Below are 13,458 nucleotides of genomic sequence, written 5' to 3'. Positions count from 1 at the left end.
ATCATTCAATCTTTAATTCTAACCATTGAAACCTACCAATCTCTTTTTCTCAGAATCCAGTACGATCCGAATATGAATAGAGCAGACCATACCAGACATGCAATAAGACTTTCTGTAGGGTAGTGGAACTCATATTTTACGCCCATCATTTTAGCCATATTTAATCTCATCATCGGATTAGGAATAAGGCTGGACATACTTTCCAACGGTAAAAGATGCGTGATGAAAAAGTCATTCTGAAGAATTTCATTTCTCTGTGGCCCCTGCATCCCTTTTACTTTTGAGAATACTTCCACAGCTGTTAAAATTCCTTCCCCAATCCAGAAAACAAAAAGAGCAAGAAATACAAACACTGATTTTCTCAGTAAAATGGAAAGAAACATTAAGAAACAGAAGAAAGTAAACAGTTTTACAAAGTAATTTCCAATAAAGAAAATCTCAGCAACAACCTTTGCAGATTCTTTTGTATTTGAATATTGATAACCAAGGAATATAGTAATACCCAATACAATCAACGTTGAAACGATCGTAAAAATACTTATCGTCAGTAGTTTTGAAGTAATGAATTCTTTTCTGCTTAATCCATCAATCGTATTCTGCTTAAACATCCGGTTGCTGAATTCCTGCGAAATAGAGAAAACAATAATCAGTCCCAGGAATATTTTCAATAAAGCAACAATCCATGTGGTAAAGTTCCAGATTTCCGGGAAATTGTAAATCCCCTGTTCCTTTAAGTTAATCGTTCCTCCAAAAACATCAAAGTCAACCAATCCGATGAAAAGCAATGCGATAAGAATGGCGAAATAAAGTATTGTGAAAACCTTAAACGGTTTATAGTTCAGGTTTTTGTAGTATTCCAGTTTTAATAATTTTATCATGACTAATTGGTGTTTTTTACAAGTTCAAGGAATTGAGATTCAAGAGATAGTTTTTTCTTGGTCAGATGAGAAAGATAAATCCCTTTCTCTGCCAGTTTCTGATTCATAGCCGACGCTGAAATAGAAGCATCATCACGGATCTGAGCCTTGATAAGATCGCCTTCCTGATTGATGGAGGAGAACCATTGAAGCTCGTTCAAAGCATTTAAAAGCTGTGTGTTATTGTCCGCTTTCAGTTCAAAATATCCATTGTTGGAAGTCATTTCATCCACTCGTCCGCAGTAAATGGAATTTCCTTCTTTCAATACAATCACATGGCTGCAGATTTTTTCAATTTCATCCAAAAGGTGGCTGGCAATAATGATCGTGATCCCCTGTTTGGCAATATTACTGATGATTTCTCTGATCTGAATAATTCCTTCCGGATCCAGTCCGTTGGTTGGTTCATCTAATATCATCACTTCAGGGTTTTTTAGCATCGCGGAAGCAATAGCAAGACGTTGTTTCATTCCCAGAGAAAAGGTTTTGAACGTATCTTTTCTCCTTTCAAACAGGTTTACGGTTTTCAAGACTTCATCAATTCTTGAATAAGGAGCATTTTTAATTTCTGCTACAATTTTAAGATTGGTTTCTGCACTTAAATAAGGGTAAAAGTTGGGCTGCTCGATAATTGCTCCGATCTTTTTTAAAGTTTCCGGATCCGTTCCTTTTTTACCAAACCAGAACCAGTCTCCGCTGGTAGGATTGATGGTTGAAAGCAACATCCCGAAAGTAGTAGATTTTCCGCTTCCATTCGGACCCAGAAGCCCATAAACATTTCCTTTTTCAACGTCAAAAGAGATATTGTTGACCACAACCCTTTTGAATTTTTTCGTTAAATTTTTTACTGATAAAATCTTTTCCATGTAATTTGTTTTACATAGTAGTAGTCTATATAAATTAGATAATGTTACAGAATTATCATAAATCAATATTAATTTATGGGTAAATACATTAAATTTGATAGAATTAATCAAGACTTATGAAGCTAATTGAACTGGCAGAAGAACTTAATGTTTCTGCAGAAGCCATAAAACAGTTTATACAGGATTTCGATCTGGAATTGGTAGAATGCATCAGTACCAATTTTGAAGTAAAAGACGATTTTGAAAAATTTGCCCGCGAAAATATAGACTTTTTAAGGTTGTACGAAAAAGACCTGGATAAGAATAAAACACTGGAACAGATTGCCAAAGTTATTAATCAGCCTAAAGAAAAGGTTGAAAAGGTGATTAAAGATAACAACCTCAATATTTTTGATAACGGCTTTTTCAAATCCTCAATATCAAGCTATGGAATTGATAACAAATTGGGAGGAAACTACCAGTTTGTCTATGATTATTTCGGACACAAAACCAGCCTCCAGCAAAGAGATTTTATAGGATACAGAGATCTGTTCTTTTACACCTCCACTGTTTTGGAGCCATTCCTGAATCCGCAGCAGATCAAAGACTGGGGTATCAACAAACCTGCAGGAATTATTCTGTACGGACCTCCGGGAAGTGGTAAAATATTTTGGGCAAATAAAATTGCTGAGATTATCGGATACCAGTTTAAAGAAGTCAAGAAACATTATCTGGGAACTTCTTTGATTGACGGAAATGAAATCAATTTCAGTGATTTTTTACTGAGCATGATGAAAGAAAATAAAATGCTTCTTTTCATGGACGATTTTGACGAAATTATGATGCAGAGAAGAGCGGAAACAGATATTGCATCCTGTAATCTTGAAGCTCAGGAGCTTATCCTTCATTATATCGGGAAATTTGAAAAAGAAGGTGTTCTGATGGTGGGCTCTGCCAATTCTGTCTCGGAAATTAATGAAGAAATTCTTGCTCCGGGAAGATTTGATGTGATGATCCCGATCTTTCCACCTAATGCTTCAGAACGTTCAGAGATCATTTTATATGCAATGACCAGAGGACTTGAGGAAGATTCGCTGCTTTATAAAATACTTAAAAATAACAAAGCAGATAAAGTCCCTTTCTGGCATGAAATATCCGGTAAAATGAGGGCTTTCAGTAATACCATGCTGATCGATTTCACCCAAAGTTTAAAGAAAAGAATTAAAAACCTGTATCAAAGAACCAGAAATGAAAAACTGAAGATTGATCAGGAACTTTTGAACGGGGCACTGAGAGATGCCGGTTCAAAACTTACTGAAGAATATCTGGATCAGGTGGCCAAGTTCTTAGCCGATGCCATTATCAATAATTTTGATGATTTCAAGTTGAGAATTCAGGCTTTGAAAAATGAACTGGAAACTTATAGAGTTGTCGAAGAACCACAAAGAGCCATTGGGTTTCAGCATAATGAGGAGGAGAAAGATAAGGGGTAATAGGGTTTAGAGTTCAAGGTTTAAAGTTTAAAGTTTGAGGTTTCTGGTTTTATGATCTATCTTTTACCAGATATGAATTTGTCATGAATACATTTTACTTTTTTACATAAATACATTTTATAAAAATCACTCATGAACAGCATCTGGGAACTGGAAACTTTCTACAGGAAAAGAGATATCATTATCATTGGTGCCGGGTTTTCCGGGCTTTGGACAGCGATATCTATCAAAGAGAAATATCCCGAAAAGTCGATTTTAATTATTGAGCGGAATGCCATTCCTCTGGGAGCTTCAACGAGGAATGCCGGGTTTGCCTGTTTCGGAAGCCTTACTGAAGTGATTGCTGATTCACAGAAAATGGGTTGGGAGAAAACTCTGGAGCTTGTTAAAATGAGATTTGACGGACTTCAGAAAATTCAGCATTATTTTAAAAATGATGAAATTGATTTTGAACTTACTGGCGGCTATGAAATTTTAAATAATGAAGAACCTTTATTCTATCTCGATTCCGTTAATGAAAAGCTGAAAGCAATAACTGGTCTGGATAAAACCTATACTCTGAAACAGGACAAAATAAAGGAATTCGGGTTGGAAAAATCTGCATTTCTGATTGAAAACCCTTGTGAAGGGAGTCTGCATTCAGGAAAACTGTTGCAGAAATTGCTTGAAAAGTGCCATGAGCTGAAAGTAGAATTTTTATTCGGAACAGAAGTTGGAAATATTGAAGAAACAGCCAATAAGATGGAGGTTTGTCTTTCCGGTGATCTTTCTGTAAAAGCAGATAAAGTGATCTGTTGTACCAACGCTTTCACTTCCAGGTTTCTGGAAAAAGAAAATATCATTCCTGCCCGTGGACAGATTCTTCTGACAGAACCCATAGAAGGATTGAAGCTGAAAGGAACTTTTCACTATGATGAAGGGTATTATTATTTCAGGAATCTCGGAAACCGGGTGTTATTGGGTGGTGGAAGAAATCAGGATTTTGAAACAGAAGAAACAACGGCTTTTGAAACGACAGAATTTTTACAAAATCATTTGGAAAACTTTTTAAAAGAAGTCATACTTCCTTATAAAGACTTTAAAATAGCACTCCGCTGGTCAGGAATTATGGCGATGGGCGATGAAAAATCACCTATTGTAAAACAACTTTCAGAAAGGCAGTTTTGTGCGGTAAGACTTTCAGGGATGGGCGTTGCTCTGGCTCCTAAGATGGGTGAAATAATGGCTGATATGATTTGAAATAAAGAGGTATACCAATGAAATACTTACCCTACGAACGCATTACTTACAAAACAAATTTATCTGAACAGGAAGTTTTAACAAGACTTTCAGGCTTTGTAGAACCTAAAAAATTTGGTTTGGGAAAAAATTATATAAAAGAATATGAAGGAACTGTGAATAATAATAGCTTTGAAATAAGCAAAGTTATTCAGTACAGAAACTCGTTTCTTCCTCAGATAAATGGTAGAATTCAAAATGAAAATAATGGAACCCAAATACAGGTGACCATGTCGCTACATGCATTTGTCTTCTTTTTTTTAATAGTCTGGTGTTCATTTGCTCTGATTTTCTTCATAGGAGTTTCCATAAGAACTATAAGAGAAAAGGAAATATCAGTAGAACTTTTTCTTCCTCTAGGTATGCTCTTGTTTGTCTACATTTTAACTATGGTAGGATTCAAATCGGAAAGTAAACAATCAAAAGAATATCTTAGAAGAAGCTTTGATGCTGAAATTATCAATGACTAATTACTCATTATCCCACCAGTTCAATAGTTCAGAGTCTATTTTTTCCGGATTGAATTCAAACCCTGAACTCCACATGCTGGAACCCCCAAAACTTTAAACCCGGAACTTTGAACCCGCACCTCTCCACTCTAAAAGAATTCCTTATTTTTGCAAAAAGAAACATTCGTGATTAACAACGACCAGATAAAAGAAGTTCAATCCAGAATTGAAGACTTACACAGATACCTTCAGATTGAAAAAAAGAAGATAGAAATTGCCAATGATGATGAAAAAACTGCGGCACCAGAATTTTGGGACAATCCAAAAACTGCTGAAGCATTTTTAAAACAGCTTCGTTCCAAGAAAAAATGGGTGGAAGGTTATGATGAAATTCAGACGCAGTTTGAAGATATACAGGTTTTAGTGGATTTTGCCAAAGAAGATCCGGATTCTGAAAAAGAACTGGATGAAACCTTTCCGCAATTGGTAGAAAAAATTGAGGATCTTGAATTCAAAAATATGCTTTCCAATGAAGGTGATGAGCTTTCTGCTGTACTTCAGATCACCGCTGGGGCTGGAGGTACAGAAAGCTGTGACTGGGCGGCTATGCTGATGAGAATGTACACCATGTGGGCAGAAAAACAAGGATATAAAATCCGTGAGCTGAACTTTCAGGAAGGTGATGTAGCCGGTGTGAAGACAGTTACCCTGGAGATTGAAGGAGAATTTGCTTTTGGATATCTGAGAGGTGAAAATGGGGTACACCGTTTAGTAAGAATTTCGCCTTTCGACAGTAATGCAAAACGTCATACCAGCTTTGTTTCCGTATATGTTTATCCTTTGGTAGATGATACGATCGAAATTAATATTAACCCTGCTGATATCTCTTTTGAAACGATGAGGTCTTCCGGAGCAGGAGGGCAGAACGTAAACAAGGTAGAAACCGCTGTACGTCTTCGTCACGCACCAACCGGAATTATCATTGAAAACTCAGAATCCCGTTCTCAGCTTCAGAATAAAGAAAAAGCAATGCAGCTTCTTCGTTCAAGACTCTATGAAATGGAACTGGAAGAGCGTATGAAGGCAAGAAATGAGATAGAAGCCAATAAAATGAAGATCGAATGGGGAAGCCAGATCCGAAATTATGTAATGCACCCTTACAAACTAGTAAAAGATGTACGCTCAGGTCATGAAACTTCAGATGTGGATGCTGTAATGAATGGAAATCTTACCCCATTCTTAAAAGCATTTCTAATGGCCGATGGGACGGCGGTTTCGGATGATGACCTTGACCTTTAAAAATCATGTTTGAATTTTAGTTAAAATCTTATAATTAATTTTTGTTTCAGACATTTTAGACTTATTTTTGTTGTTCATCGATATTTATGGAAGATTTCAATAGCTGGAAGGATTTATTAAACCCGGAGTTTTATATTAAAATGGGAGGGTTTTGGCTTATTTTGTTTATCGTATTTGCTGAAACAGGGCTTTTTGTAGGGTTTTTCCTGCCGGGAGATTCACTTTTGTTCGTTTCAGGAATTTATGCCGTTGAAATCATCAAAGAGACTTTTGGCTCTACAGGGAGCGATTTCTTAGATACTACATTATTAGCTTCGGGAGTAGCTCTTGCCGCTATTATTGGAAATGAAGTAGGATACTATTTCGGAAGAAAGGCCGGGCCTGCTTTATATAAAAGACCGGATTCAATGCTTTTCAAGAAAAAATACCTTTACCAGGCTCATGATTTCTTTGAAAAACACGGAGCATTAGCAATTATTATGGCCAGATTCTTACCTGTTGTAAGAACTTTTACACCCATTGTAGCAGGAATTGTGAAGATGGATAAAAAGGAATTTTTAAGAGATAATATTATTGGTGCTGTGCTATGGTCATTCATTTTGATCTTTGCCGGACATTATCTGGATAAACTGTTTATGGAACAGTTTGGAATCAACCTAAAAGAGAAACTGGAATACATCATTATTGTGATTGTCCTGGTGACAACACTTCCGGTGATCTTCAAATTTGTATTCGGAAAAAAAGAAGACCTTTCTAAAAAATATGAAGACCAGGATTTTGAATAAATAAAAAATTCAATCAAAATATAGAGCCATCTCAATAGTGAGATGGCTTTTTTATGCATAAGAAATGTTTTTTACCCCGCAAAGTTCGCAAGGTTATTATTATGATCTGTTATTTTTTCGTTCGCAGAGGTGTTTCACTTAGCTAAGTCACCTGCCTAGAGGAACGAAGTGTCTTTGCGACCGAGATATATAAGCATTAAAATTCTTTTGCGACCATAGCGTTTTTAAATACATCTACCAGGCAAAAATTGTTTTTTTTATACTGGATATTTAAAAGACTCTTATGAACGAATTGGTTAGGATAGTTGTTTAATTATTTTGAATAGATAATTATTTTTTGATCCATTCCAGAATGTTGGGATAGATGATACTGTCTCTTTTTCTTTTACTGAAGAACCTTGGAGCATGACCAGCACCTTTCATAAAGATAAACTTGTGTGGAATATTCATTTGGGTAAGCGCTGAGTCCATGGAAATTCCCTGATGCTGATTGACAAGAAAATCATTGTTACCCTGAAACAGGAGGGTAGGAACATTGGTAATATTCGCAATAGGGCTGGCTTCTCTGAAGGCTTCAGAAACATTTTTCCGGTCAAATTTACTGCCTACTACCTTTTGAAAAGTGGGAGATGTATATTTGGAATAAAAAGATTTAAGATACTCAGCGCTGTAAAAATCTGTTGGTCCACTGAGAGAAATAATCTTTTTGATCTGATCAGAATGCTGATATCCGTAGAGTAATGCCAGATGTCCGCCGGCACTTTCTCCCAGAAGAATATAATTGTTGGGCAGAAGTTCTGCTTTTTCCGTTAAAGAATTGAATTTTTCAATCGCCAGGCCAATATCCTCAAGCTGTTGTTTATAAGTGATTTTTTTCTTTGCAGAAACTAACCGATAATTCATACTGATACTCGGAATTTTGTTTTCAAAAAGCATTTTCTGAATCTGTATCATGTGTTCCTTTTTACCTAAAGTCCAGGCGCCGCCATGAACGATAAGAACAACGGGAGAATCTTCAGCATAATCTTTGGGAAGAAAGACATCCATTTTCTGTCTTTTATGCTCACCGTATTTTAAATTGTAAATTTTCTGCTGACCTCCGGGACCTACCCAGACTCTGAACTTTGTATTGCAGGACTGCAGCAGAAAACCGAAACATCCCATTACGAAAAAATGATACCTGAGAATGAGCTTTTTCATTAATTAAATTTAAGAAAAAATTGATGTATTGTCAATGATAGATGTCAAATTACTTAAAGTCTTTCGGCTGTTTTTGATGAAAGTCCTTTTTTGATACTGATAACATCTTTTTCTCCTTTCTTGAATATGAAAGAAATTTCGCTGTCATCATCCTGCAGGAAAAATACATCCTCTTTTTCAGCCAGCATTCTCACTTTGGGAATAGTACTGCTCTGAATAAAGAGCTGACCGTTTTCGTATAGAATATGAATAATACTGTCGTCCGCAAGTTTATAATTACCCACATATTTTTTAAGTAAATCAGTACTTAAAGTGACTTCTTTCTTAGGTTGTGGAAGAGTATAGGTTTGATCTAAAAGGGCTGCTAGAATGGTGTTCCCTGCTTTTTCCAGTTTTTTACTCGTGATATTATTGAGAAGAATAATGCTGAGATCCTCTTCAGGAAGCATGGCAAAATAACTTGTAGAACCTTCTATATTTCCACCATGGTTGATGAGTTTTTTACCATACAGATCATCAATAAACCATCCGTAACCATAGCCGCTCAAATATGGGGTTGTAGCTTTTTTAAATGTTTCTTTGGATACAATTTTATAGTCTCTTAATCCTTTATAATAATTGTAAAGGTCTTCAGCAGTACTGTAAATCTGTCCTGCAGGGCCCGTTAATGTTGAATTCCAGACTTCTGTTTTTTCCTGTCTTGTATTTGAAATATATGAATAGGGAACTGTTTTATATGGACTTTTCAGAGCCAGATAATTAAAGCCTGTGTGAGTCATCTTCAGAGGATTTAATATGTTTTTTCTTATCGCATCTTCATAAGAAAGGCCCGTTAATTTTTCAATAATAATTCCCAGCAGAATATAGCCTGAATTGGTATATGAGAATTGAGTACCCGGCTGAAAAGCCAGAGGCTCGTTTCTAAAATAAGAAAGCTCTTTATCTCTGGTAATACTTTTTCCGGTGTGAAGCAGGCTGAAATACTCCTTGTTTTGCAATACTTCATAGATACCTGAACTGTGGGTAAGCAGATGCTCTATCGTGATTTCATTTCCTCTCGGATAATCGGGAATAAACTTTGAGATGGGATCATGAACAGAAAGTTTTCCCTCTTCACTTAATTTTATAATCATTAGAGCTGTGAAAGATTTGGTCAAAGAAGCAATCTGATAGACACTTTCGTTTTGATTGGGGATCTTTTTTTCTGCATTTTGCCAGCCGTAAGACTTTTCAAAAATGATTTTATTCTGATAATGGATTAAAGCTGTTCCATTAAATTTATTGATAGCTGCGTATGCTCTTATGATACTGTCTATTTCCTGTTTTTTCTTTACCTGATCAATAGTGCTGACATTCGTTTCAGTCTGGGCTTTTAAAGGAGAGCAAAATATGCTGAACATAAAAATTGAACATGGTAAGACTAAAATAGAGGATTGACGTCGCATAGTATCAGATTTTAAAAACGGTTAAAAGTAAGCAGATTTTTGTTATGTTGTTAGCACATAATTTATTATCCATAAGAATTTGAATACTCAGCTGCCGAGAGCTTTATAATTTATCCGGAAACTGTGTAGCAAGCTATAAGTTTTCAGCATAGCGGCTCAGGGAATTATTGTATCTGGGCAAATGTTTTGAAATTGCTTTCAGGGTTAATGATAATGCTTCTTTGTATTCTCCCGCTGAAGAAAGGGACAGCGCTAAAAAAGAGTCTACTGCATCATTCAGTTCATCAGAATAATTAGCTTTTTCTTCCCTTAAAATATCAATACTTTCTTCTATCTTTCCATTATTTCTTAAGGTACTTGCCAGCTGGATTCTTGCTCTTCTCCTTCGCAAACCGGTTAGACCATGATCTAATGCAGATCTGTACAAAGGTTCCGCTTCCTTTTCATATCCCGTTGAATCAAAAGCACAGGCTTTTTCAAAATCAGCAATAGCCAGGGAATCCGTTAGTAATTCTACATGACTTCTAATTTGGTGAATAAACTCTTCATGGTGTATTGTTCCCAGTTTTAACCATATACTTTGTAATTGAGTTTCCCAGTTTTCATCCATTGGATAGATTTTAAACAAAGATATAAAATATTGAAAGCTGGGTATTGATTAATCATTCTTATAATTTTCAAAATTATTGTCAGATTATGAATCTAAAAACGGAATTAAATATTTATTTTTGCTGAACTTAACAAAGATTAAAAAATTATTAAAATATGGCATCAGGCTTTTTTGCAATTTTAGATGATATTGCAGCATTGATGGATGATGTAGCAGTTACGAGTAAGGTTGCTACCCAAAAGACAGCTGGTATTTTAGGAGATGACCTTGCTGTAAATGCAGAAAAAGCCACTGGCTTTCTTTCTTCCAGAGAAATTCCGGTTCTGTGGGCTATCACCAAAGGATCATTTATCAATAAACTGATTATTCTTCCTATCGTTTTTTTACTCAATTGGTTGTATGCTCCTGCTATTAATTATGTATTGATCCTTGGAGGATTCTATCTGGCCTTTGAAGGAGTTGAAAAAATAATAGAATTTCTTTTTCATCGTGACAAAAAGGGGCATGAAGTTATAGAGGAAATTGTAGAAGAAGAAAAAAGTTCTGAAGAAATAGAAAAACAGAAAGTAAAATCGGCAATTACAACGGATTTTATTTTATCAATTGAGATCGTTATTATTGCTTTAGGAACCGTACTGGAAGAAAGTCATCCTTTCATTACGCAGATTTTAGTAACGAGCCTGGTGGCGTTTATTGCTACTGTTGGGGTTTATGGAATTGTAGCTTTGATCGTAAGAATGGATGATGCAGGTTTTAAATTGATAAAGAAAAGTAATGATAAAGGTTTTTTCGGGAGCCTTGGACATCTATTAGTGAAGGCTTTACCTATTGTTATTAAAATATTAGGAGTCGTTGGAACAATTGCCTTAATAATGGTTGCTGGTGGAATTTTTCTACATAGAATAGAATTTTTTCATGGCGTACTTCCAACCTGGCCGGATGTTTTAAAAGAGCTTACGCTTGGAGTTGCTGGCGGATTGGCAGCGGTTGCTGTATTTACATTAGGAAAAGGAATCTATTCATTGGCGACAAAAAAATAAAAACAGAATTAGAATTAAATAACCAAAAAAATCCTGTATTCGTAAGAATGTAGGATTTTTTATGGTCTGGCTTAAAGATTATTTTGAACCTTTCAACCCTAACTTTTAAATGAAAAAAGAGACTTTTTACAAGTCTCTTTTTATATTAATTGAATAAATCTTTTACTTTATCAAAAAAAGTTTTTTCCTTTCCGGATGGTTCTGCAACCATTTCTCCGCTGGACATCTGCTTTTCAAAGAAGTCTTTCTGATCTTTAGTAAGCTTTTGTGGCGTCCATACATTAATGTGGATAAACATGTCTCCTTTTCCGTAACTGTCGATGCTTGGAAGTCCTTTTCCTGCCAATCTTAAGATCTTTCCGGACTGAGTTCCCGGATCAACGGTAATTTTTACTTTTCCGCCTACAGTAGGAATTTCTTTTTTCGTTCCTAAAGCAGCTTCAGCAAAAGAAACATACAGTTCCTGGTGAAGATTATCGCCTTCTCTCTTAATGATTTGATCTACTTCCTCTTCAATGATGACCAATAAATCCCCTGGAATTCCACCAAATGGAGCATCATTTCCTTTCCCTCTTACATTCAGCTGAATTCCGTCTCTTGCTCCTGCTGGAATGTTGATCGTGATTTCCTCTTCATCTTTGATAAGACCTTGTGCATTGGCTCCTGCAGGAATCTTGTCAGCAACTTTCCCAATTCCCTGACAAGTACTACATGTAGTTTGAGTCTGCATTTGACCAAACATGGTATTCATTACTTTTAACTGAACACCGGAACCGTTACAGGTAGGACATGTTTTTGAAGTGGCACCTTCTGCCATCTTCATTTTCTTTACTTTAATGGTTTTCTGAGTTCCGTTTACCATTTCCTCAAGATTCAGCTTGATTCTGATTCTTAAATTAGAACCTTTTACCTGCTGACGGCCTCCACCGCCACCACCAAATCCTCCGAAACCACCACCGAAAATATCTCCAAACTGGCTGAAAATATCCTCCATGTTCATTCCGCCTCCGAAGCCACCGCCTCCGAAACCGCCATTTCCACCCATTCCGGCGTGACCGAACTGGTCGTATCTGGCACGTTTCTGATCGTCGCTTAGAACTTCGTAAGCCTCAGCAGCTTCTTTAAATTTTTCTTCAGCCTCCTTATCACCAGGATTTTTATCCGGGTGAAATTTGATGGCCATTTTACGGTATGCTTTTTTTATTTCGTCGGCGGATGCAGATTTGCTGATCTCAAGAACCTCGTAATAATCTCTTTTTGACATGACAATTTTATAATTGATTGTTGATAAATGATAAAAGATATTCTAAAGCTAATAAGTGAAACATTCATCAATTATCACTCATCATTTATCATTTATGAATTTTAATTTCCTGTTACTACTTTTGCAAAACGGATTACTTTATCACCTAAAGTATATCCAGTTTCAATAACGTCTACGATTTTTCCTTTCAAATCTTCCGATGGAGCAGGGATCTGAGTAATCGCTTCATGGAAATCAACATTAAAGCTGTCACCAGCTCTTACTTCCATTGTTTGTAAGCCTTTTTCGGTAAGTTTATTTTTGAATTTCTGATAGATAAGCTCTACACCTTGCAGGTCAGCCGGGTTTCCGTTTTTAGCGATTTCCTTTAATGCTCTTTCAAAATCATCTAAAACCCCTAACATTGAAACCATCATCTCCTGGTTAGCATATTGGAAGAATTCCATCTTCTCCTTGCTTGTTCTTTTTTTATAGTTTTCGAATTCAGCATACAATCTGATGTAACGGTCTTTTTCTTCTGCCAAAAGTTCTTCTGGTGAAGGAGCTGCTGTCACATTGTCCTGAGACGTTGCGTCATTCTGAACGTTGTTTTCTTCCTGATTATTGATGCTTTCTTCGTTAATATCCTGGTTTTCCATAATTCAATATTTATTTACTGTTTGTTTGACAAAGAGCCTGCCAAATCCAAAATCAGGACATTAAGGCAGAAAAATGAGTGAAGGTGAATAGTGAATAAATCAATCCGCTTCGCTTGTGAATTTTATAAGTGTGTAGTTTTAAAAATTGACTTTGCGAAGCAAAAACTGACTATTGACCATTCACTAATAATGTCC

General features: G+C 36.0%; 13 protein-coding genes. 6 read left to right on the top strand and 7 right to left on the bottom strand.

Annotated elements, in window-relative coordinates; genetic code table 11:
• Positions 1-32: 32 nt before the first annotated feature.
• Positions 33-878, bottom strand: a complete 846-nt coding sequence (locus tag LC457_RS14145; RefSeq protein WP_223600445.1) for an ABC transporter permease — start codon at positions 876-878, stop codon at positions 33-35.
• Between the two features lie 2 nt (positions 879-880).
• Entirely contained in the window at positions 881-1,783 is a 903-nt protein-coding gene (locus tag LC457_RS14140; protein ID WP_223600444.1) for an ABC transporter ATP-binding protein, read from the bottom strand.
• Between the two features lie 116 nt (positions 1,784-1,899).
• Between LC457_RS14140 and LC457_RS14135 the strand changes: the two genes are divergently transcribed.
• The 5 genes from LC457_RS14135 (at position 1,900) to LC457_RS14115 (ending at position 7,066) form a co-directional block, all read left to right on the top strand.
• Positions 1,900-3,255 (top strand): AAA family ATPase, encoded by a 1,356-nt coding sequence (locus LC457_RS14135; protein ID WP_223600443.1) that lies wholly within the window; start codon positions 1,900-1,902, stop codon positions 3,253-3,255.
• A 132-nt stretch (positions 3,256-3,387) separates the two neighbouring features.
• The gene (locus LC457_RS14130) at positions 3,388-4,494 is read left to right on the top strand and encodes an FAD-binding oxidoreductase (protein ID WP_223600442.1); all 1,107 of its coding nucleotides are present in this window, start codon (positions 3,388-3,390) and stop codon (positions 4,492-4,494) included.
• A 17-nt stretch (positions 4,495-4,511) separates the two neighbouring features.
• On the top strand, positions 4,512-5,003 hold the full coding sequence (locus tag LC457_RS14125; RefSeq protein ID WP_223600441.1) for a hypothetical protein: 492 nt from the start codon (positions 4,512-4,514) through the stop codon (positions 5,001-5,003).
• A gap of 165 nt (positions 5,004-5,168) precedes the next feature.
• Positions 5,169-6,281 carry a peptide chain release factor 2 gene (prfB, locus tag LC457_RS14120; RefSeq protein ID WP_047381300.1) on the top strand — a complete coding sequence of 371 codons (1,113 nt, stop codon included), beginning with the start codon at positions 5,169-5,171 and terminating at the stop codon, positions 6,279-6,281.
• An 86-nt stretch (positions 6,282-6,367) separates the two neighbouring features.
• Positions 6,368-7,066, top strand: coding sequence for a DedA family protein (locus tag LC457_RS14115; protein ID WP_149388142.1), 699 nt, complete (start codon positions 6,368-6,370; stop codon positions 7,064-7,066).
• A 330-nt stretch (positions 7,067-7,396) separates the two neighbouring features.
• Here the strand turns inward: LC457_RS14115 and LC457_RS14110 are convergent, their stop codons facing one another.
• The 3 genes from LC457_RS14110 to LC457_RS14100 form a co-directional block, all read right to left on the bottom strand.
• Positions 7,397-8,266 (bottom strand): alpha/beta hydrolase, encoded by an 870-nt coding sequence (locus LC457_RS14110; RefSeq protein ID WP_223600440.1) that lies wholly within the window; start codon positions 8,264-8,266, stop codon positions 7,397-7,399.
• A 53-nt stretch (positions 8,267-8,319) separates the two neighbouring features.
• Positions 8,320-9,711, bottom strand: coding sequence for a serine hydrolase (locus LC457_RS14105; protein WP_223600439.1), 1,392 nt, complete (start codon positions 9,709-9,711; stop codon positions 8,320-8,322).
• 133 nt (positions 9,712-9,844) lie between these two features.
• On the bottom strand, positions 9,845-10,321 hold the full coding sequence (locus tag LC457_RS14100; protein ID WP_223600438.1) for a tetratricopeptide repeat protein: 477 nt from the start codon (positions 10,319-10,321) through the stop codon (positions 9,845-9,847).
• A gap of 155 nt (positions 10,322-10,476) precedes the next feature.
• Here LC457_RS14100 and LC457_RS14095 point away from each other — a divergent pair, with 155 nt between their 5' ends.
• The gene (locus LC457_RS14095; protein ID WP_223600437.1) at positions 10,477-11,361 is read left to right on the top strand and encodes a DUF808 family protein; all 885 of its coding nucleotides are present in this window, start codon (positions 10,477-10,479) and stop codon (positions 11,359-11,361) included.
• Between the two features lie 145 nt (positions 11,362-11,506).
• Here the strand turns inward: LC457_RS14095 and dnaJ are convergent, their stop codons facing one another.
• Positions 11,507-12,625 carry a molecular chaperone DnaJ gene (gene dnaJ, locus LC457_RS14090; protein ID WP_047423678.1) on the bottom strand — a complete coding sequence of 373 codons (1,119 nt, stop codon included), beginning with the start codon at positions 12,623-12,625 and terminating at the stop codon, positions 11,507-11,509.
• Positions 12,626-12,726: 101 nt separating this feature from the next.
• A complete protein-coding gene (locus LC457_RS14085; RefSeq protein ID WP_374200551.1) occupies positions 12,727-13,266 on the bottom strand; it encodes a nucleotide exchange factor GrpE in 540 nt (179 codons plus the stop codon).
• Between the last annotated feature and the right edge of the window lie 192 nt (positions 13,267-13,458).

The sequence above is a fragment of the Chryseobacterium sp. GVT01B genome (assembly GCF_019970045.1).
In the GTDB taxonomy this organism is placed as follows: Bacteria; Bacteroidota; Bacteroidia; order Flavobacteriales; family Weeksellaceae; genus Chryseobacterium.
This window is presented reverse-complemented; position numbering and strand designations above follow the sequence as displayed.